Origin of the sequence: Streptomyces sp. NBC_00358, from assembly GCF_036099295.1 — a bacterium.
In the GTDB taxonomy this organism is placed as follows: domain Bacteria; phylum Actinomycetota; class Actinomycetes; order Streptomycetales; family Streptomycetaceae; genus Streptomyces.
The window spans coordinates 3,600,066-3,621,565 of the sequence record NZ_CP107976.1; the positions used below are offsets into that span (position 1 = coordinate 3,600,066).

The 21,500-nt window shown below is 70.0% G+C and carries 14 protein-coding genes; 5 read left to right on the top strand and 9 right to left on the bottom strand.

Annotated elements, in window-relative coordinates; translation table 11 throughout:
- Nucleotides 1-10 precede the first annotated feature (10 nt).
- The 7 genes from OHT01_RS14955 to OHT01_RS14985 form a co-directional block, all read right to left on the bottom strand.
- Nucleotides 11-1,159, bottom strand: a complete 1,149-nt coding sequence (locus tag OHT01_RS14955; protein ID WP_328553646.1) for an ABC transporter ATP-binding protein — start codon at nucleotides 1,157-1,159, stop codon at nucleotides 11-13.
- A gap of 13 nt (nucleotides 1,160-1,172) precedes the next feature.
- Nucleotides 1,173-2,234: an ABC transporter ATP-binding protein gene (locus OHT01_RS14960; RefSeq protein WP_328553647.1), complete on the bottom strand. Its 1,062-nt coding sequence runs from the start codon at nucleotides 2,232-2,234 to the stop codon at nucleotides 1,173-1,175.
- A 9-nt stretch (nucleotides 2,235-2,243) separates the two neighbouring features.
- Nucleotides 2,244-3,224 (bottom strand): ABC transporter permease, encoded by a 981-nt coding sequence (locus tag OHT01_RS14965; RefSeq protein ID WP_328553648.1) that lies wholly within the window; start codon nucleotides 3,222-3,224, stop codon nucleotides 2,244-2,246.
- 95 nt (nucleotides 3,225-3,319) lie between these two features.
- Complete coding sequence (locus tag OHT01_RS14970) at nucleotides 3,320-5,128, bottom strand: ABC transporter substrate-binding protein (RefSeq protein WP_328553649.1); 1,809 nt, start codon at nucleotides 5,126-5,128, stop codon at nucleotides 3,320-3,322.
- A gap of 150 nt (nucleotides 5,129-5,278) precedes the next feature.
- Nucleotides 5,279-6,313, bottom strand: coding sequence for an ABC transporter permease (locus OHT01_RS14975; RefSeq protein ID WP_328553650.1), 1,035 nt, complete (start codon nucleotides 6,311-6,313; stop codon nucleotides 5,279-5,281).
- 757 nt (nucleotides 6,314-7,070) lie between these two features.
- Nucleotides 7,071-8,984, bottom strand: coding sequence for a translational GTPase TypA (typA, locus tag OHT01_RS14980; RefSeq protein ID WP_328553651.1), 1,914 nt, complete (start codon nucleotides 8,982-8,984; stop codon nucleotides 7,071-7,073).
- 179 nt (nucleotides 8,985-9,163) lie between these two features.
- Nucleotides 9,164-11,614: an ABC transporter family substrate-binding protein gene (locus tag OHT01_RS14985; RefSeq protein ID WP_328553652.1), complete on the bottom strand. Its 2,451-nt coding sequence runs from the start codon at nucleotides 11,612-11,614 to the stop codon at nucleotides 9,164-9,166.
- Nucleotides 11,615-12,229: 615 nt separating this feature from the next.
- On the opposite strand from OHT01_RS14985, the gene OHT01_RS14990 reads away from it, so the two are divergent.
- Genes OHT01_RS14990 through OHT01_RS15005 form a run of 4 tightly spaced genes read left to right on the top strand, consistent with a single transcriptional unit; the run spans nucleotide 12,230 to nucleotide 16,229 of the window.
- Complete coding sequence (locus tag OHT01_RS14990; RefSeq protein ID WP_328553653.1) at nucleotides 12,230-12,553, top strand: hypothetical protein; 324 nt, start codon at nucleotides 12,230-12,232, stop codon at nucleotides 12,551-12,553.
- 51 nt (nucleotides 12,554-12,604) lie between these two features.
- The gene (locus OHT01_RS14995) at nucleotides 12,605-13,426 is read left to right on the top strand and encodes a hypothetical protein (RefSeq protein WP_328553654.1); all 822 of its coding nucleotides are present in this window, start codon (nucleotides 12,605-12,607) and stop codon (nucleotides 13,424-13,426) included.
- A gap of 18 nt (nucleotides 13,427-13,444) precedes the next feature.
- Nucleotides 13,445-15,421, top strand: a complete 1,977-nt coding sequence (locus OHT01_RS15000) for a fumarate reductase/succinate dehydrogenase flavoprotein subunit (protein ID WP_328553655.1) — start codon at nucleotides 13,445-13,447, stop codon at nucleotides 15,419-15,421.
- 37 nt (nucleotides 15,422-15,458) lie between these two features.
- Nucleotides 15,459-16,229 (top strand): succinate dehydrogenase/fumarate reductase iron-sulfur subunit, encoded by a 771-nt coding sequence (locus OHT01_RS15005; protein WP_328553656.1) that lies wholly within the window; start codon nucleotides 15,459-15,461, stop codon nucleotides 16,227-16,229.
- A 63-nt stretch (nucleotides 16,230-16,292) separates the two neighbouring features.
- Here OHT01_RS15005 and OHT01_RS15010 read toward each other — a convergent pair whose 3' ends face one another.
- Entirely contained in the window at nucleotides 16,293-16,616 is a 324-nt protein-coding gene (locus OHT01_RS15010) for a hypothetical protein (RefSeq protein ID WP_328553657.1), read from the bottom strand.
- A 294-nt stretch (nucleotides 16,617-16,910) separates the two neighbouring features.
- Between OHT01_RS15010 and OHT01_RS15015 the strand changes: the two genes are divergently transcribed.
- Nucleotides 16,911-18,512: a hypothetical protein gene (locus OHT01_RS15015; RefSeq protein WP_328553658.1), complete on the top strand. Its 1,602-nt coding sequence runs from the start codon at nucleotides 16,911-16,913 to the stop codon at nucleotides 18,510-18,512.
- A 59-nt stretch (nucleotides 18,513-18,571) separates the two neighbouring features.
- On the opposite strand, the gene OHT01_RS15020 is transcribed toward OHT01_RS15015, so the two are convergent.
- Nucleotides 18,572-21,259, bottom strand: a complete 2,688-nt coding sequence (locus OHT01_RS15020; RefSeq protein ID WP_328553659.1) for a SpoIIE family protein phosphatase — start codon at nucleotides 21,257-21,259, stop codon at nucleotides 18,572-18,574.
- Between the last annotated feature and the right edge of the window lie 241 nt (nucleotides 21,260-21,500).

A 21,500-nucleotide genomic window follows, 5' to 3' on the forward strand; every position in this document is an offset into this window, starting at 1 on the left:
CGGTGGGGCTCTAGGAGCCCTCGGCCGCGTCCTCCAGCGCCGCGAGCGCCGGGTCCAGCACGATGTCCTTCTCGCGTTCGACGGTCGGGTCCTCCGGGAAGTGGCACGCCGTCAGATGGCCCGCCTCGTTGCCGGAGATCCGGACCAGCGGCGGCTCCTCCTGGGCGCACTTGTCCTGCGCCTTCCAGCAGCGGGTGCGGAACCGGCAGCCGGAGGGCGGGGAGATGGGTGACGGCACGTCGCCCGCGAGGCGGATCCGCTCCCGGCGGACCTTGCCGGACTCCTCCAGTTCGACCTCGGGGACCGCGGACAGCAGGGCGTGGGTGTAGGGGTGCCGGGGCCGGGTGTAGATCGAGTCACGGTCGCCGACCTCGATCACCTTGCCGAGGTACATGACCGCGACGCGCTGCGAGAAGTGCCGTACCACCGCCAGGTCGTGGGCGATGAACAGGAACGCGATGCCCAGTTCCTTCTGTACCTCCTGGAGGAGGTTGACGACCTGCGCCTGGATGGAGACGTCGAGGGCCGAGACCGGCTCGTCCGCGACGATCAGCTTCGGCTCCGGGGCCAGCGCGCGGGCCACCCCGATGCGCTGGCGCTGTCCCCCGGAGAACTCGTGCGGGAAGCGGTTGTAGTGCTCGGGGCTCAGACCGACGATCTCCAGCAGTTCGCGGACCCGCTTCTCGCGGCCGCCGGGCGGGTTGATCCCGTTGACCTCCATCGGAGCCGAGATGATCTTGCCGACCGTCTGGCGCGGATTCAGCGAGGAGTACGGGTCCTGGAAGATCATCTGGATCTCGGAGCGGATCGGCGCCAGGTCCTTGCGGCTCGCGTGGCTGATGTCCTTGCCGCGGTACGAGATCGTGCCGCCGGTCGGTTCCAGCAGGCGGGTGATCAGGCGTCCGGTCGTCGACTTGCCGCAGCCCGACTCCCCCACCAGGCCGAAGCTCTCGCCGACGTTCACCGTCAGGTCGATGCCGTCCACGGCCTGCACCGCGCCGATGGTGCGGCGGATCGGGAAGCCGCCCTTGACGGGGAAGTGCTTGACCAGCTTGTCGACCACCAGCAGCGGTTCGGCGGAGCTGTCGACGGTGGCCGCGCGCGGGGCGGGCAGCGTGGTCTCACCCGTCGGGACGTCCTTCGCGACGTCTTCCTTCATGGCGCTGTTCTCCCTACCGCAGCCGGGGCTTGATCTGCTCGACGAAAATGGTCTGCTTCTGCTCGGCCGTGAGGTGACACGCGCCTCCGCGGCCCGCCGGCAGCAGCGGGAGTACGTCCACGCACCGCGCGCCCCCGACCTCGCCCTGGAAGGTGCAGCGGGGGTGGAACCGGCAGCCCGACGGCGGCCTCAGCAGGGAGGGCGGCGCGCCGGGGATGGGGGCCAGCGGCGTGCTCAGGTCCGAGTCCAGCCGCGGCATGGAGTTGAGCAGTCCCCAGGTGTAGGGATGCTGGGGCGAGCGGAGTACCTCGTTCACCGTGCCGCGTTCCACCGCCCCGCCCGCGTACATCACCATGATGTCGTCGGCCATGTCCGCGATCACGCCCAGGTCGTGCGTGATGAAGATGATCGCGGAGCCGAACTCCTGCTGGAGGTCCTTCAGGAGGTCGAGGATCTGGGCCTGCACGGTCACGTCGAGCGCGGTGGTCGGCTCGTCCGCGATCAGCAGGTCGGGGTCGCAGACCAGTGCCATCGCGATCATCGCGCGCTGGCGCATACCGCCGGAGAACTGGTGCGGGTAGTCCTTCGCCCGTTCCCTGGGGTTGGGGATGCCGACCTTGCCGAGCATCTCCACCGCCCGGTCCCAGGCGGCCTTCTTCGAGGCCCCGGTGTGCTTCCTGAACGGCTCGGCGATCTGCCGGCCCACCGTGTAGTACGGGGAGAGGGCCGTCAGCGGGTCCTGGAAGATCATCGCGGCCTTGTTGCCGCGCACCTTCTCCAGCTCCGACTCCCGGGCCGTGATCAGCTCCTGGCCGTCGAGCACGATCTCGCCCTCGACGGTCGTGAACATCGGGTTGTGCAGGCCGAGGATGGTCAGGTTGGTCACCGACTTGCCGGAGCCCGACTCGCCCACGATGCCCAGGGTCTTGCCCCGTTCGAGGTCGAAGGAGAGCCCGTCGACGGCCTTGACGACGCCGTCCTCGGTCTTGAACCGGACGTACAGGTCACGCACCGAGAGGAAGGCACCCGAGTCGGCCGGGGCACCGGCGCCCGATTCCTTGGTGAGAGTGGTCACGGAGTGCTCCTAGGACAGCCGCACGCGCGGGTCGATGAAGGCGTAGCAGGCATCCACGATGATGTTGAACAGAAGGATCATGGCGGCGGAGAAGAGCATCACGCCCAGCAGCAGCGGAAGATCGCTGAAGAAGACGGCCTGCACGGCGAGTTGACCGAGGCCCGGGAGTCCGAACGTGTACTCGGTGATGATCGCTCCGCCCAGCAGCGAGCCGAGGTCGATGCCGAAGATGGTGACGATGGGGATCAGGGAACCGCGCCAGGCGTAGCGGAAGAAGACGTACTTGCGCGACATGCCCTTCGCCCGCGCGGTGCGGACGTGTTCCTCCTGGAGCTGCTCGATCATCGACGAGCGCGCCATACGCGTGTACTGCGAGGCGAAGATCGTGGACAGGATCACCCACGGGATGATCAGCCCGGTGAACCAGCTGACCGGGTTCGCGGTGAAGTCGTTGTAGGCGGGCTTGTCGAAGAGGTGGCTCTGGTAGACAAGGGCGGCCAGCGCCAGCGGGCCGAGGAAGTAGATCTGCATCGAGCTGAGGACCATCGCCCCGGCCGTCACCGTCTTGTCCACGAGCGTGCCCCGCTTCCAGGCGGAGAGCATGCCCGTGCCGAGGCCGACGATCAGGAAGAAGACGGCCGAACCCAGCGTCAGCGAGACGGTGGTGGGCAGCCGGTCCATCAGCGTGCCCCAGACCTGCTCGTTCGTGTGGTACGAGTACCCGAAGCAGGGGGCCGGGCAGGGACCCTGAGCGAAGTCGTTGCTGCCCAGCACGAGGTTGTGCAGGAAGATCGCGTACTGCTCGGGGATCGACTTGTCGAGGCCGAGCACGTGGTGGATGTTCGCGAGGTTGGCCGGCGTGCATGTCTTGCCGCACATCAGCAACCCCGGGTCCCTCGGCATCCCGAAGAACAGCAGGAACGCGACGATACTCAGCAGGAAGAGAATGACGACGGCGCCGAGTGAGCGGCGAACGAGGAAGCGCAGCATGACAGGGGCAGCTCTCAGACGTCAGCGGGGCCCGACGGGGCCCGGCGCGTCCGCTCACCGAGCGGTGGGCGCACCGGGCCCCGTCAGAGCGACGGTTACTTGACGAACAGGCGACGCGGGTCGACGCCACCGATCACGTCGTCGTAGACCATGCCGCCGACCTTGGAGCCGGCGATCTGGGTCTGCTTGTAGTAGCCGGTCGGGACCTCGTTGACGACGTCCTTGACCAGGTACTGGTCGACCTTCTCCCACTCGGCCGCGGCCTTGATCGGGTCGGTGATCTTGTTGATGCGGTCGATGTCCGCGTTGACCTTGGGGTCGTTGACCTGCGAGTAGTTCTGCGCGCCGTCGGCGATCGCGCGGCCGTCGTACAGCGGCGGGATCACGGTCGAGGAGGACGGCCAGTCGGCACCCCACGCGGTGTGGAAGATGTCGTAGTTGTTGTCCAGCTTGCTGACCTGGTCGTAGTACGTCTCGGCCGGGATCTCCTGGCGCTGGACGTTGAAGCCCGCCTTCTGCAGGCCCGCCGCCATGGCGGTGGAGTACTGCTGGCCCTCGGGGGTGTTGATGTAGCCGAAGGTCAGCTTCATGCCCACCTTGCCGGCCTTCTTCAGCAGGGCCTTGGCCTTGACGGGGTCACCGGCCGGCTTCTTCTTCTTGCCGAACGGGTCGAAGGACGCGTCGTAGCCGCTGACGGTCGGGCTGATGAGGCCGCCGGCGACCTCCATCGCGTCGGTGCCGCCGTAGGCACGGATGAAGGGAGTGATCGGCAGGGCGTAGGCGATGGCCTCGCGGATCGTCTTGTCCTTGAGGGCCGGGTGGCTCATGTTGATGTTCATCTGGCCGACGTAGGGCTGGAAGCCCGAGACCGTGCGGGACTTCAGCTTCGGGTCGGCGAGGACCTTGGAGAGGTTGCCCGCGTCGACCTGGTTGTTGAAGCTGATGCCGGTCTGGTCGGTGCCGGTGTCCGCCAGCAGCGTCTTGGTGGACGTCTCGTACTGCTGGTTGAACGTGATGTTGAACTGGTCCACGTACTGGTGACGGATCGGGTCGGTCTTCGGGTCCCAGTTGGTGTTCTTCACGAGGACCATCGACTTGCCGGACTTGAACGACTGGATCTTGTACGGGCCGGTCGTGACGGGCGCCCGGTCGTACTTCGTCTTGGTGTCACCCTTCGCGGAGACGACCGCGTAGCCCGCCATGGCGAGGGCGTACGGCAGGTCGGGGTGCGAGGTCTTGAACTTGAAGACGATGGTCTTGTCGTCCGGCGTCTGCAGGATGCTGTCCGGCAGGTGCTTGCCCTTGTAGGGGCCGTCCTTCAGCAGCTTGCGGTAGTCCGCGCCGGGGGTGTTGGCGAGCCACTGCTGGATGTAGGGCGGGCCCTGGTTGATGAAGGGCGCGAACATACGCTCGATGGTCTGACGGACGTCCTTGGACGTGATCGGCGAGCCGTCCTCGAACTTGATGCCGTCCTTGAGCGTGTACTTCCAGGTCTTGCCGCCGTCCGTCGTGGTGCCGGAGTCGGTGGCGAGGTCGCCGACGACCTCGTGCTTGGAGCCGTCGTTGCCCGTGGCCTTGTATCCGGTGAGACCACGGTGGATCAGCGTGGCGAGGGAACCCTCGTCGGAGACGTAGATCTGGCCCGGGTCCAGGTGCGCGTAGCTGTCACGCTGGAGGACCTCCATCGTGCCGCCGCTCTTCGCGCCGGGGACCTCGGCCGCGGGGCCGGTGGAGTCCGCGACGGTGCCGAACTTGATCGACGCCTGCTGGCGCTTCGCGTTCTCCTTGTCCTTGTTGCTGCCGTTCCCGTTGTCGCTGCCGCCCTTGCTGCAACCGGTGAGCACGAGAGCTCCCGCCGCGAGCACGGAGATCGCGGCGTATGCGTGGCGTCCGCCCCTACTCATCACTCAGATTCCTACCCATCTGTGTATCACCGGTGCGAGCAAGTGCACCTGTGGTGCCGGTGAGTTGCGGTCTTCGAACCAGTGAAGTGCCGTTGAGGTGCTGTGGAATTGCCGTTCGAAATCGGGGCGAAGGCGCCCACAACTCGTTGGTCAGCGGGCCGTCTTCGGATCGAAGGCGTCTCGGACCGAATCCCCGAGCAGGTTGAACGCGACGACGAAGATGATCATCGAGACACCCGGGAAGAACATGTAGGTGATGTCGTTCTGCAGGACGAGTTCCGTCGAGGCCTTGGAGAACATCTGCCCCCAGTCGGGCGTCGGTTCGACGATTCCGACACCGAGGAACGACAGGCCCGCCTCGATCGTCACGAAGTTGGGGAGCAGATAGGTGGCCTGCACGAGGAGCGGTGTCACCACGTTGGGCAGCACTTCCTTGCGGATGATCCGCCAGGGGGACGCCCCGCTCACCTTGGCCGCTTCGATGAACTCCCGCTCGCGCAGGGCGAGCGCGGTTCCGCGCAGGATGCGGGCGAGACTCATCCAGCCGAGGGCCCATTGGACGGCGATCAGCGCGAGCACGCGCACATAGGTCGGCGTCTCGTCCCGCGGGCTCACGAAGAGCGAGACCACCACGGGCATGCTCGCGATGAAGAAGAGCTGCGACGGGAAGGCCAGCAGGAAGTCGATGACGCGGCTGATGCCGTAGTCGACCTTGCCTCCGATGTAGCCGGCGGTGACTCCCAGCAGGATGCCGGTCAGCACGACCGTGACGGTCACCGCCACGGAGATCATCAGCGAGGTCCGGATGCCGTAGATCAGCTTGGTGAACACGTCGTAGCCGTTGCCCGGTTCCAGACCGAACCAGAACTCGCTGCTGATACCGCCGTTGGGCTGGAGCGGCACGCCGGCGCTGTCGAAGAGCTCGGGGCGTTCGTCCGCGTACACCGTGTACGGATTCTTGCCGTACAGCTTGGCGATCAGCGGGGCGACCGCCCCGATCAGGAAGAAGAACCCCACGACGTAGGCGGAGATGACCCCCGAGCGGTCCCGCTTGAAGCGGAGCCACATCAACTGGCCGGGAGACCGGCCGACGAGCGGCCCGGCCTCGGGTTTCGCGGTCGCCACCTGCCCGCCGTGCACGACGACCGGTTCCGCGCCGTCCTCGGTCTCGATAGGACTCGTCACAATTCGCCCATTCCGCAAGTGTGGGTGTGCCGTACTCGGCTTCGCCGGTCCGCCGCAGCGGAGGAGGCTGTGCCGAGTCGGCGGCCGTCACCTGGCGTGTCGGCCACCGTTCGGTTCAGAAGAGACGTCAATTACCCGGCAGTCGCCCGGAACTCCCAGCGGGACGCGCGTAGTTGAAACTACGGCGCGGTCCGTGGGGCCGGACTTTCGGCACCGGCCTCCGCGTCAGTACGCGCAGACGCGGATCCGGGTTCGGAACTCCGCGCCGTCGTCGCGGACCGCAGGGGACGATGTGACCCACATGGTGCTGATGACACCGCACATGGGTACCTCCTCATGACTCAACCGGTGCACGGACAGGAGGGGCACTGTTGACCTCCGACACCCCTGACGGAGGATCAAGCACCCCACTGTGCTCGTGAGTCGGCGCTGTCCCCACAGCGCATGACCCATTGACCCGAGCGTTACGCGGCTAACTATCTGACATGAGCCAGATAACCGACCACAGCCTTTTGGTCTCGGTTCCATCACAGCTCTCGCGTACATCTTCCAAAATCTGGACAAAATGATCTGCGGGAGAAGCCCCCGAAACGGACGTGTTACATGCGTATCGGTCTGGGCGCACCGCATTTCGGACATGGGAGGGCGGAAAACGGGTGGCAAAAAGCCCGGGTGCCCCCATGGAGGGGGCACCCGGGCTCAAGTCGTGCTGGATCAGCGGGTCAGTGCCGCTGGATCAGCCGGTGAGGCCGGTCGATCAGCCGTGCTTGGCGCGGCTGGCGCTGCGACCGCGCTCCTTCTGGTCGAGAACGAGCTTGCGGATGCGAACGGACTCCGGGGTCACCTCGACGCACTCGTCGTCGCGGCAGAACTCCAGCGACTGCTCCAGGGAGAGCTTGCGCGGCGGGACGATCGCCTCGAACGAGTCGGCGGCGGCCGAACGCATGTTGGTGAGCTTCTTCTCCTTGGTGATGTTCACGTCCATGTCGTCGGCGCGCGAGTTCTCGCCGACGATCATGCCCTCGTACACCTCGGTGCCGGGGTCGGTGAACAGCACACCGCGCTCCTGGAGGTTCGTCATCGCGAACGCGGTGACGGCGCCCGCGCGGTCGGCGACCAGCGAACCGTTGTTACGGGTCGTCAGGGTGCCGAACCACGGCTCGTGGCCCTCGTGGATCGAGTGGGCGATGCCCGTGCCGCGCGTACCGGTCAGGAACTCGGTCCGGAAGCCGATGAGGCCGCGGGACGGAACGACGAACTCCAGGCGGACCCAGCCGGAGCCGTGGTTCGACATGTTGTCCATGCGGCCCTTGCGGACGCCCATGAGCTGCGTGACCGCGCCCATGTGCTCCTCGGGGACGTCGATCGTCATGCGCTCGACGGGCTCGTGCACCTTGCCGTCGATGACCTGGGTGACGACCTGCGGCTTGCCGATGGTCAGCTCGAAGCCCTCGCGGCGCATCTGCTCGACCAGGATGGCGAGCGCGAGCTCACCGCGGCCCTGGACCTCCCAGGCGTCCGGGCGCTCGGTGTCGAGCACGCGGAGGGAGACGTTGCCGACCAGCTCGCGGTCGAGGCGGTCCTTGACCTGGCGGGCGGTGACCTTGCGGTCCTTGTCCTTGACCGCGGCCTTGGCGTCCGCGCCCTTGCCCGTGCCACCACGGCCGACCAGCGGCGAGGTGTTCGTGCCGATGGTCATGGAGATCGCCGGCTCGTCGACCGTGATCAGCGGCAGCGCGATCGGGTTCTCCGGGTCGGCCAGGGTCTCGCCGATCATGATGTCCGGGATACCGGCGACGGCGCAGATGTCACCGGGGCCGGCCACCTCGGCGGGCTTGCGGGTGAGCGCCTCGGTCATCAGCAGCTCGGTGATACGCACGTTGGACATCGTGCCGTCGCGCTTGATCCACGTGACGGTCTGGCCCTTGCGCAGCTCACCCTGCTCGACGCGGAGCAGCGCGATGCGGCCGAGGAAGTTGTCGGCGTCCAGGTTGGTCACGTGGGCCTGGAGCGGCGCGGACTCGTCGAAGGACGGGGCCGGGACGGACTCCAGGATCGTGGTGAAGAACGGCTCCAGGCTGTCGCTGTCGGCCGGGACGGTGCCGTCCTCCGGCTTGGTCAGCGAGGCCACGCCGTCACGCGCACACGCGTAGACGATCGGGAACTCGATCTGCTCCTCGTCGGCGTCCAGGTCCAGGAAGAGGTCGTAGGTCTCGTTGACGACCTCGTCGATCCGGGAGTCCGGGCGGTCGGTCTTGTTGATGCACAGGATGACCGGCAGACGCTGCTGCAGCGCCTTGCGCAGCACGAAGCGGGTCTGCGGCAGCGGGCCCTCGGAGGCGTCGACCAGCAGGACGACCGCGTCCACCATCGACAGACCGCGCTCGACCTCACCACCGAAGTCGGCGTGGCCGGGGGTGTCGATGATGTTGATCGTGATGACGTCGCCGCCATCCTTCGGGTGGTACTTGACCGCCGTGTTCTTCGCCAGGATCGTGATGCCCTTCTCACGTTCCAGGTCGTTCGAGTCCATCATGCGGTCGTCGAGCGACTCGGCGGCGTGCGCGGCGAAGGCACCGGCCTGCTTGAGCATGGCGTCGACCAGAGTGGTCTTGCCGTGGTCGACGTGGGCGACGATGGCGACGTTGCGGATGTCGTGGCGCGTGGCCATAATGAGGCGCTTCTCCCGGAGTGAGTGGACGGCCTCCGCAGCGCGGGGCCTGCCGGGCTGAACACGCCACGGCCTTACCCCATGGTACGTGGCCCTGACAGAGGCGGCCTCCGCAGGGCCACGGGGGGCCGGGCCGAACGGGCCCGCCACAGGGCGGGCCCCGGTCGTTCACCCGCAGGTCACCGGCTCTTCGACGGGCTCGCCGAAGGGTGCGCGCCCTTCTTCAGGAAGCCCATGTCCTCGTACACCGGGGTCTGGAAACCGAAGGCTCCGGTGTTGGCGAGACCGATGCGGGCGGCGGCGAGCTGGGGGCGCTGGTAGAGGGGGATGGAACCGGCCGCGGCCCAGATGCGGGCGTCCGCCTTGCGGACCAGGGAGCGCTCCTCGTCCTCGTTCAGGGTGGAGAGCGCCTTGTCGAAGAGCTGGTCGACCTGGTCGGTGCCGACGCGGGTGTAGTTCTGCTCGACGCTCAGCGAGCCGTCGGCCGCCGGTACCGGCTTGGCGTAGATCGGGCGGGCGTCGGTGGCCGGGAAGGCCGAGGCCGGCCACGAGTAGAGCGCCAGGTCGTACTGGCCCGAGGCGATGTGGTCCTTGAAGTAGCTGTCGTCGGAGACCTTCGAGATGTCCGTGCGGATCCCGATGCGCTGGAGCATCCGCGCGATCTTGTCGGCGACGGCGCGCAGCGATTCCGAGCCCTGCCCGGAGGGCACGACGAAGCGGAGCGTCAGCGCCTTGCCGTCCTTGGCGAGGACGTTGGACGCGGCACCCGCCGGTGCGGCCGATCCCTTGGGCGCGGCCGATCCCTTGGGCGCGTAAGCCCCCGCAAGTCCGCCCCGCCCGGCGTACTTCCGGCCGTCCAGGTGCCGGGCGGCCTGCTCGTCGGTGTGCGCGCCCGACCTCGCGTCGGCCTGCTGCTCCTGCTTCCTGGCGTGGTCCCTGGGGTCCTGGGTCAGCCCCCGGCGGGCCCCGGACGGCTTGTCGTCCTCGCCGAGTACGTACGTCCCGCCGTCGCCCGGCCTGTCGTCCTCGCCCGAGGCGCTCTTCTCCCCCTTGGACCCGGCCGCCTTCTCCGTCTTCTTCTGCTCCGTGACCGGCCCGCCGGGCACCCATCCGGCGTCGGCGAGCAGGGCGCGCACCTCGGCGGCGTCCTGCTTCCCGAGGGCGCCGCTGTTGTCGGCGTAAGCCGGCTGGCCGGCGAGGGCGAGGTGACTGCCGACCGGCTCGGCGGGCAGACCGAGCGGCTGGAGGACGGTCCGGGCGAGTTCCCTGCGGTCCAGGGCGCGGGCCACCGCGCGGCGGACGCGCTCGTCGGCGAGGGGGCCCTCGGAGCCGTTGAGGGCGAGCTGCGTGTAGGCGGGTTCGAGGGACTTGCGGACCACGAACGCGCTCAGCGCGGACTGGAGGCGGGCCGCCTTCGACCTGTCCTCGCTCCCCTTCGAACCCTCCTCGCCCTTCTCGCCGTCGTCACTCTTCCCGCCGTCGCCGTCGTCGCTCTTGTCGGCCCTGTCGCCCTTCTCGCCCTTGTGGCCCTTCTCGCCCCGCGCGTCCTGGTGGCTCCTGCCGCCCTTCGCGTTCTTCCCGTCCTCCTCCTCCTCGGAGGACTTGTCCTTGCCCTTCTTCTCGGACGCTCCCTTCTTCTCGGAGGCGTCCTTCCCGCTCTTGTCCCCGGACGTGTCCTTCTCACCCTTGGCGCCCGCCGTGTGCGTCCCGTTCGCCGCGGAGGCACCCTGCAACGCGGCGCCGTCCTTGTTCCGGGCGGCGAGGGTGACCCGCTCGGCCTCGGCGGGGTCGATCTCGGCCAGGTCGAGCCTGTCCTCGGCGAGTGCCTCGGCCCGCTTGTCACGGGCCACGGCCACCAGGTCGATCTCGTCGAGCTTGCTGGGGCGGCCCCACCAGCGCGCGTTGCGGGTGAGGGTGACCTCGCCGCCCGTGCGGTCGACCTTCTTCACCGCGAAGGGACCCGCGGTGACCTTGAGCTTGCCCCGCGCGCCGTCGTTGAAGGAGTCCGCGGTCCCCATCACGTCCTTCGGGTACAGCGGCGAGAACAGCGCCTTCCAGTCGGCGTAGGGCCGGCTGAAGGTGACGCGGACCTCCAGGTTGTTCTTGCCCCGCTCGATCTTCTCGATACGGTCGTATCCGGCGTTGCGGGCCGTCCAGTACGCGGAGTCCTTGCCGGACAGGGCGCGCCACTGGGCGGCGAAGTCGGCGGCGCCGATCTCGCGTCCGTCGCTCCACACGGCCTGCTGGTTGAGCTTGTACAGCACGACCTGCTTGGGCGACGTGCCCACGACCTTCGCCGACTCCAGGTAGTCGGGGTTGATCTGCGGCCGCCCGTTCGCGTCGAGCCGGTACATCGACGGCAGGACGGCACCGGCGACCCGGGAGGTCGCGGCGTCCGCGTCCGCCTGGAACGTGTTCAGCGTCTGCGGTACGGCGTCCACGGCCCAGCGCAGGGTGCCGCCGTCGGCGATCAGGTCACGGGACGCGGGCGCGATGTCCTGCACTGCCGCGGGTCTGTCCGCCTCGTCGTCCGCACTGCACGCGGCGAGGGCGGGTACCGCGAGCACGCCCGCGGTCAGGAACGCGGCCGAGCGCATCACCGCGCGCAGTCCGACGCCTTCGTGGGACATCACTGCAACCTCCGGGGGACGCTCCGCTGTAGGGGGCAGGTCTGTCTCTGATCCCGTTTGGCGGTATATGGAGCTGATCCGATCTACGGGCTAACTGAAGAGCAGCGCGGCCGGGGGTACGCGACGACACGGCGACGCCCGTACGGAACCCCACTCGTGCGGCGCAATCCGCCCGCGAGGACAGGGGCCGCGACACGCACGGGGCACGGGGCCCGGGGCGCACGGGGCGCGCGGGGCGCACGGGGCGCGGGGCCCGTGGCGCCCGTGGCGCGCGGGGCGCCCGTGGGGCACGCGGGGCGAAGTGCCTGCCGCCCGATTCCCCGGCCGCCGGGCCGCCGGGCCGCCGGGCACCCGGGGCACCCGGGGCACCCGGGGCACCCGGCACCCGGGGGCGCATCGCCTCGTACTGTCCCGGGCGCCCGGGAGTCTCCCTGTGCGCCGGTCGGATTCGACCGGCGCACAGGGAAATCCACCGGCGCGCACGCTTCGTTCTGAAGCGCTTCAGTCTTCAATCCGTGCACACGCCTTCACACGGGTGCGGGTGACGCGCAACACTCGCAGGCGCATGAACGTTGCCGCCTGGGGCCGCAGGGCCCGCGGAAGTGAGGGCAAGTCATGTCCGTGCACGACGACCTGACGTCAGTCCAGCGCAGCCTCGACGATCTGCAGCGGTCGGTGCGGCGCCTGGAACAGCAGATGGGCGCCGGTCTGGAGATGCGCCGCGTGCGCGCCGACGCCGACCACCTGCGGGAGAGCGTCGCGCTGCTGCGCGATGCCACCGGCCCCTCCCCCCGGCGCTCCACCGGGCCCGGACCGGCGGTGTCCGCGTCCGGCCGGCTGCCCGACCTGGTGCCCGTCCCCGACACCCCGTACGACAGCTCCTTGTGGACCGATTCCGACGACGAGGGTCTCGGCGCCCATCACGGTCCCACCCACTGAGCGCCGCGCCCCCGACACCGGCGCGCCCCCGAACCCGACCGGAGTGCGAAGTTGGCCACTGGTACGGAACCTCATCTGAACAGCGGCGGTGTACGAACGGGTACGCGCGCCGCGATCGCCGCCCCGCATCTGCGGACCGACCGCTGGTGGCTGGCGCCCGCCGCGACCGCGGCCGGGCTGCTGGCCTTCGTCGTGTACTCGACCTTGCGGGCCTTCTCGGACGCGCACTACTACGCGGCGCCGTACGTCTCGCCGTTCTACTCGCCCTGTCTGGCCGAGCGGTGCGGGACCATGCACGCGGGACCGAACGCGGACCTGTTCGGGAGCTGGTGGGCCGTCTCTCCCGCGATCATCATCCTGATCTTCCCGCTCGGTTTCCGGCTGACCTGCTACTACTACCGCAAGGCCTACTACCGGGGTTTCTGGGCGAGCCCGCCGGCCTGCGCGGTCGCCGAGCCGCACAAGAAGTACACGGGTGAGACCCGCTTCCCGCTGATCCTGCAGAACATCCACCGGTACTTCTTCTACGCGGCCCTCGTCGTCGCCGGCATCCTGACGTACGACACCGTGCTCTCCTTCCGCGACGAGCACTACCACTGGGGCCACATGGGCCTCGGCACGCTGGTGTTCCTGGTCAACATCACGCTGATCTGGGCGTACACCCTCTCCTGCCACTCCTGCCGGCACATCGTGGGCGGGAAGCTCAAGCACTTCTCCAAGCACCCCGTGCGCTATCGGATATGGCAGTGGGTCGGGAAGTTGAACGCCCGTCACATGCTGCTGGCCTGGGCCTCGTTGGTGAGCGTGGCGCTCGCCGACTTCTACGTGTACCTGGTCGCGTCCGGCGCCTTCGACGATCCGCGCTTCTTCTGACATGAGTGGGGCCTTCTGATGTCCGTGGTCGATCGACAGGAGTGGGACGTCGTCGTGGTCGGTGCCGGCGGCGCCGGACTGCGCGCCGCCATCGAGGCACGCGAGCGCGGCGCCCGTACGGCGGTGATCTGCAAGTCGCTGTTCGGCAAGGCGCACACCGTGATGGCCGAGGGCGGTATCGCGGCCGCGATGGGCAACGTGAACTCCGGCGACAACTGGCAGGTCCACTTCCGCGACACCCTGCGCGGCGGCAAGTTCCTCAACCAGTGGCGGATGGCCGAGCTGCACGCCCGGGAAGCCCCGGACCGGGTATGGGAGTTGGAGACCTGGGGCGCGCTCTTCGACCGTACGAGGGACGGGCGGATCTCGCAGCGCAACTTCGGCGGCCACGAGTATCCGCGCCTCGCCCACGTCGGCGACCGCACCGGACTCGAACTGATCCGCACGCTCCAGCAGAAGATCGTGTCCCTCCAGCAGGAGGACATGAAGGAGACCGGTGACTACGAGTCGCGCCTGAAGGTCTATCAGGAGTGCACCGTCACCAGGATCCTGAAGGACGGCGAGCGCGTCTCGGGGACCTTCTGCTACGAGCGCGAGTCCGGCCGCTTCTTCGTCCTCGAAGCGCCGTCCGTCGTGATCGCCACCGGCGGCATCGGCAAGTCCTTCAAGGTGACGTCCAACTCGTGGGAGTACACGGGCGACGGACACGCTCTGGCCCTGCTCGCCGGAGCGCCGCTGCTGAACATGGAGTTCGTGCAGTTCCATCCGACCGGCATGGTCTGGCCGCCGTCGGTCAAGGGCATCCTCGTCACCGAGTCCGTGCGCGGAGACGGCGGGGTGCTCCGCAACTCCGAGGGCAAGCGGTTCATGTTCGACTACATCCCCGACGTCTTCAAGGAGAAGTACGCGCAGTCGGAGGACGAGGGAGACCGCTGGTACGAGGACCCGGACCACAACCGGCGGCCACCGGAGCTGCTGCCCCGCGACGAGGTCGCGCGCGCGATCAACTCCGAGGTGAAGGCGGGCCGCGGCTCCCCCCACGGCGGCGTCTTCCTCGACGTGTCGACCCGGATGCCCGCCGAGGTGATCAAGCGCCGGCTCCCGTCCATGTACCACCAGTTCAAGGAGCTCGCCGACGTCGACATCACGGCGGAGGCCATGGAGGTCGGGCCCACCTGCCACTACGTGATGGGCGGCATCGCGGTCGACTCGGACACGGCGGCGGCCCGCGAGGTGCCCGGGCTGTTCGCGGCCGGGGAGGTGGCGGGCGGTATGCACGGCTCCAACCGGCTGGGCGGCAACTCCCTTTCCGACCTGCTGGTGTTCGGGCGGCGGGCCGGGTGGCACGCGGCCGAGTACGCGGCCGGTCCCACCGGGGACGGCTCGCGCCCTCCGCTGGACGAGGCCCAGATCGACGCGGCCGCCGCGGAGGCGCTGCGGCCCTTCTCGGCCGAGGGACCGGAGTCCGTCCCCGCCGCGTCGGCCGACGGTTCCCCGGCCCCCGGCGCACGCCCGCCGGAGAACCCGTACACCCTGCACCAGGAGCTCCAGCAGACCATGAACGACCTGGTCGGCATCATCCGCCGCGAGGGCGAGATGGAGCGGGCCCTGGAGAAGCTCGCCGAGCTGCGAGTACGGGCGCGCCGGGCCGGCGTGGAGGGCCACCGTCAGTTCAACCCGGGCTGGCACCTCTCGCTGGACCTGCGCAACATGCTCCTGGTCAGCGAGTGCGTGGCACGGGCGGCGCTGGAGCGCACCGAGTCGCGCGGCGGGCACACTCGCGAGGACCACCCGGCGATGGAGCGCTCCTGGCGCCGGATCAACCTCCTGTGCCGGCTCACCGACCCCACGGGCGGGCTGGCCGCCACCGACCCGGTGGCCGGACAGATCGACCTGGCGAACGAGACCACCCAGCCCATCCGCCCCGACCTGCTCGCCCTCTTCGAGAAGGAGGAGCTGGTCAAGTACCTCGCCGAAGAGGAGCTTTACGAGTGAGCAGGGAGCAGCAGCGGTACGAGGAGGCGCGGTACGCGTGAGCAGCTATGAGGCCCGCTTCAAGGTGTGGCGCGGAGACGTGAAGGGCGGCGGCCTGAAGGACTTCGAGGTCGAGGTCAACGACGGCGAGGTGGTGCTGGACATCATCCACCGGCTCCAGGCCACCCAGGCCCCCGACCTCGCCGTGCGCTGGAACTGCAAGGCGGGCAAGTGCGGTTCGTGCTCCGCGGAGGTCAACGGCAGGCCGCGGCTGATGTGTATGACGCGGATGTCGGTGTTCACCCGGGAGGAGACGATCACCGTCACCCCGCTGCGCGCGTTCCCGGTCGTACGGGATCTGGTGACCGACGTCGGCTTCAACTACGACAAGGCGCGGGAGGTCCCCGCCTTCGTGCCGCCCGCCGGTGTCGGCCCCGGTGAGTACCGGATGATGCAGGAGGACGTCGACCGTTCGCAGGAGTTCCGCAAGTGCATCGAGTGCTTCCTCTGCCAGGACACCTGTCATGTCGTGCGTGACCACGAGGAGAACAAGCCGGCGTTCGCCGGACCGCGCTTCCTGATGCGGGTGGCGGAGCTGGACATGCACCCGCTGGACGCGGCGGCGGAGTCCGGCCTGGACCGCAAACGCACGGCCCAGGACGAGCACGGCCTCGGCTACTGCAACATCACCAAGTGCTGCACGGAGGTCTGCCCCGAGGGCATCAAGATCACGGACAACGCGCTGATCCCCTTGAAGGAACGGGCCGTCGACCGCAAGTACGACCCGCTCGTGTGGCTGGGGTCGAAGATCGGCAGACGGCGGACGTAGGCCGGGACGGGGGCGGGGTGCCGCCCCCTGTCCTCGTGCCCCCCGTCCTCGCGCGTCGCGCCGTCAGCGCGGTTCGATGTCCGGCAGGACCGAGTCGCGGCTGCCCGGACGCTGCCCCAGCATCTGGACCACCTGGCCCACGAGGAACAAGGCCGTCCCGCCCAGGGCGTACGGCGTCATGTCGGCGTCGGGTCCGTGGAACGGTCCGAGGAAAATGAACAGGGCCATGCCGATGGCCCCTGTCAGCGCGCCCCACCCCCACAGCCTCGGGCGCACGACCCGGCGGCGGAACCACGGCGGGACCCAGTACACCGTGATGGCCGCGACCCCGAATGCGGCCTGCATGGTGAGGAGCGGCGCGCCGAACGCCACGAGATACCACTTCATCGGGCCTCCATCCCCCGCGTACCGGGAAGGGCACGCGGTCCGATCATGGCACGCGGGGCCACGGCGGTCATCGCTCGCGGGCCCTCCCGCCCTGAACACCGCCCGGTACGCCTTCCGGGCGGCCTCCGGGTCGGTCTCCAGGTCGGTCGGTAGGCGGTCTCCGGGCGGCGGGGGCGCCTGGGACCAGGACTCCCTCGCCCCTCCCGTACGCCCCCGCATCACCGGTACCCCGGGTGTCGCCAACTCCCCGTATACCGGTCGCGGGGGTGCTCGAACGGCCATACGCTCCCAAATGTGACGTCGCCCCTGAGTCGAAGCCGGTCGCGCCGGGCCCCGTCGCACATAGCCGTGCGGGTGGCGCATGTCGCGCTCGGGGGGCTGGTTGCGGTGGGCTGGCTGGTGCTGCCGCTGGCAGGGGCGGGGGCCGACGGCCCGGCGGCCGTGGCCCGGAGCACCGGGGTCACCGCCCCGCCGGCCGCCGCCCCGCAGCAGGGGACCTCCACCGGGGATCTCGTGCCGCCCCTCGTCGCCGTCGGCGCGGCGGGTGCGCTGGCCGCGTACGGATACGCGCGCCGCAGGCGGCGGGCCACGACCCGGACGACCCCCGGCGGCGGCCCCGAGCCCACGCCTCTCCACGAACTCGACCGGCAGGGTCGCCAGTTGCTCGTCGACATCGACGACTGCGTACGCGTCGGCGCAGAGGAGCTCGGCCTCGCCGCGGACCGCTCGGCGGGTGACGCGGTCGAGCCGTACGTGTACGCGCTGCGGCACGCGGAGGCCGAACTCGCCACGGCCTTCCTGCTGCGGCAGCGCCTCGACGAGGCCGAGGCGAGTGGACGGGGCCCGGCCGAGGACGACAGCAGGGAAGTCCTGGAGGAGATCGTCGCGCGCTGCCAGGACGCCGGGCGGCGGCTGGACGCGGCGGCGCCGGGGTTCGACCAGCTCCGGGCGCTGGAGCGGAACGCGGCGGCCGCCCTGGAGGCCGCCGAGACCCGCTTCCGGGACGTCACCGCGCGCACTCCGGCGGCCGAGGTCACGCTCGCCGATCTCCACAAGCGGTACGCCCCCGCCACCTCGCTCCCGGTGGTCGGTGACGTCGAACAGGCCAAGGACCGGCTCGTGTTCACCACGTTCCATCTCAACCAGGCACGGCAGTACGCGGACCGGGGCGACGGAGCGAAGGCCGCCGCCCATCTGCGGGCGGCGGAAGGGGCGGTGGGGCAGGCGGCCGACCTGGTCGACGGCGTGGACCGGCTGGCCGCGGAACTGGCCTCGGCGGCGGCTGAGTTGCCCGCGGCGCTCACGGCGGTGGAGTCCGTCCGGAACGCGGCCCGCGAACGCGCCCGGGACACGGCCCACGCCCGCCCTTCGCCCGCTTCCGCCGTGCTCGTGGGGCAGTTGGGGCGGACGGAGGCGCTGCTCTGCGGAGTACGCCAGGAGACGGCGGCGGGACCGTACGATCCGCTGGACGCGCTGCGCCGGGTCGTGGGGGCCGCCGAGGGCCTCGCCGGGGCCGGTGGCGGTGACGTCCCCAACGGGCCCGCCCACGCCCTGCTCCCGGCCCGCAGCGCGCTCTTGGGGGCGGCGGGCTTCATCGGCACGCACCGCGGAGCGGTCGGCAGCGAGGCCCGGACACGGCTGGCCGAGGCGGCACGGCTGCTCGGGTCGGGGGCCGTCCCGCTCGCCGGAGTGCGGCGGGCCGATGAACTCGCCAGGGAGGCGCGACGGCTCGCCGAGCGGGACGTACGGGCGTACGGCAATCCCGCGGGGGGCCTCGGGGGCGCCGGGGCGGGCGGCGCGGTGCTCGGCGGGGTTCTCCTGAGCGACGGCGACGGAGGCCCGGTGAGCTACGGCGGCCCGCGCACCCGCGGCCGCCGCTCGGCTTCCTTCACCTGAGCGGGCGAACCGAGAACACCCACGAGGCTCCTCGGCCCTCGGCCCTCGGCCCTCAGCCCTCAGAACAGGCTCAGCAACGCCTCCGCCGGGTCCGTCAGCCCCGTCTCCCCGTCCGGCAGCGGGAGTTCGAACCACACGGTCTTGCCCCGCGGGGTCCGGCGCGAGCCCCACCCGGCGGAGAGGAGGCCGACGAGCTGCAGGCCCCGGCCGCCCTCGTCGGTGTCACGGGCGCGGCGGCGGCGCGGCTGGACGAGGCCGGCGTCCCAGACCTCGCAGACGAGGGTGCGGTCGAGCAGCAGCCGCAGCCGGATCTCGCCCTCGCCGTACCGCAGGGCGTTCGTCACCAGTTCGCTGACCAACAGTTCCGTCGTGTCGACGAGGGGCTCCAGGTTCCAGGCGACGAGCTGGGTGCGCGCGTACTCACGGGCCCGCCCCACGCTGCGCGGCTCGCGGGGCAGGGTCCAGTCGCCGACGGAGTCGGCGGGCAGCCCCTGGACGCGCGCCATGAGCAGGGCGATGTCGTCCTCGCCGTGGTGGGTGTCGAGGGTGTTGAGGACGTGGTCGCAGACGTCCTCCAGCGGCCTGGAGGGATCGGTGAGGGCGCCGACGAACGCCTGGAGGCCCTCGTCGAGGGGGTGGTCGCGCGATTCGACCAGTCCATCCGTGTAGAGCGCCAACAGGGCCCCTTCGGGCAGTTCGACCTCCACCTCCTCGAAGGGCTCGCCGCCCACCCCGAGCGGCATCCCGGGCGGCACGTCGAGCATCAGCGCGGTCTCACCGGGCTCGACCAGCACGGGGGGCAGATGGCCGGCGTTGGCGAAGGTGCACCGGCGGGTCACGGAGTCGTAGACGGCGTACACGCAGGTCGCGAGGTACACCTCGGAGAGGTCGGCGTCGCGGGGCTGGCGGGCCGTGCGGGTGGCCTGCTGGACCCCTCCGGGGGTGCCGAGGCCGCGCGCGATCTCGTCCAGCGCCGAGAGGACTTCGGCGGGTTCGAGATCGAGCAGGGCCAAAGTGCGTACCGCAGTGCGGAGTTCACCCATCGCCACCGCGGCGCGCAGCCCGCGGCCCATCACGTCGCCCACCACGAGGGCCGTGCGGTGGCCGGGGAGTTCGATGACGTCGAACCAGTCGCCGCCGACCTCCGTCGCCGCGTTGCCCGGCAGATAGCGGCAGGCGATGTCGAGGCCGGAGGCCTCGGGGTCGCCCGGGGGCAGCAGGGACCGCTGCAGGATGAGGGCGCGTTCGTGCTCGCGGCGGTAGAGGCGCGCGTTGTCGATACAGACGGCCGCGCGGGCCGCCAGCTCCACGGCCAGGGCCCGGTCGCGTTCCCCGAACGGCTCGCTGCCCTTCGTACGGGAGAACTGGGCGAGTCCGACGACGGTGTCGTGGGCGACCATCGGGACCGCGAGCGTGGAATGGATGAGGCCGCCGTCCTCGGCGGGCACGTGCTGCGGCCGCGCGGTGCGCAGGGCGTCCGCGCAGGGCGAGTTGAACGGGTAGTGGTGGACCGCGCCGACGGCGACGGGTGCCGGGCCGCCGGCGAAGGGCGCGTCGGAGACGGCGCTGGCGAAGGCCACCCGGCGGAGTTCGGCGCTCCCGTCCACGAGTCCTGGCGGGGCCTCGTCGCCGGCCAGCAGACCCTGGTACAGATCGACCGTCGCGAGGTCGCAGAAGCCGGGGACGACGACGTCGAGGAGTTCGCGTGCGGTGGTCTCCAGGTCGAGGGAGTTGCCTATGCGGGCGCCCGCCTCGTTCAGAAGGGCGAGATTTCGCCGTGCCGCGGCCGCTTCCCGGGCGGCGGCGCGACGGGAGGTGATGTCGGTTCCGAGCCAGGCGATCCCGATGGGGCGCCCGCTTCCGCTGTGCACCCGGTAGAGGTTGATGGACCAGTGGCGGCGCTCGTCGGAACCGGGCACCTGCCCGGTGACGTGCATGTCCGTGATGGAGTCGCCGGTCTCCAGGACCCGGCGCAGGACCGCCGTCACCCGCTCGGCCTCCGCGCGCGGGAGGTAGTCGTGGACCCCCTTGCCGCGGTGGTCGTCGACGCCGCCGCCGAAGATGGAGGCGAACCGCTGGTTGGCGCGCCGGACCCGGAGGTCGGTGTCGATCAGCAGGAATCCGAACGGAGATTGACCGAAAATCGCCTGCGAGGCGGCGAGATCCGTCTCGATGTTCCGCAGGGTGCGTACGTCCACGACGATGCACAGGGCGGCACGCTCGCCGTGCTCGGTCGTGGTCGGCATCACATAGACCTCGGCGAGGCCCTCGGCGCTCTCGCCGTCCGTGGTGGCGTCCTCGGAGGCGGGCATCCGGAAGGGCACCAGGCCGGTCCACTCGCGGCCGTCCAGGATCTCCGCCATCTTGCGCTGACCGGACTCACGCCAGTCCGCGGGCACGAACGCCTCGATGGGGTCCATGCCGACGGCCTGCTCGGCGGAGATGCCGAAGATCTGCTCGGCCCGCAGACTCCACTGGTCGACCAGCCCGTCGGCGCCGATGGAGAAGGACGCGGCCTTGATGTAGTCGTAGATCGAACCGGGTGGACTGCTCTGCCACATCGCGTCCCCCGGCGGCACCTCGCCGATCGCGCCGTCGGCCGGGCCGGCCACCGCGCCGCCCACTCCTTCGCCCGTGCCGTCCGCGGCGTCACCGGGAACCGTGCGCGCCGTATCGCCCGCCGCATCAGCCCTCGCGCCGTCCGACGGGTCCTCGGACTCCGTGGCCTTCGCTGGTATCTCGCTCACGCGAACCGTCCCCTCCAGCTCACCGCGTCCGGCACCGGTCACCGGGGGCGGCTGCCCGCAGTATCCAGCACTACGGCGCCGCACGACACGGTGTTCACGATCACAGCACGGTCCCGATGGTTTTTGGACCGGCCGCGACATACTCCCAGTCTTCTAACCAGGTGGCACCCCGTCGAATCAAACAACGCGAGACCCGTCGTGGGCCCGATCCGGCCGGACGCCGTACGGGGGTCCCGGTCTC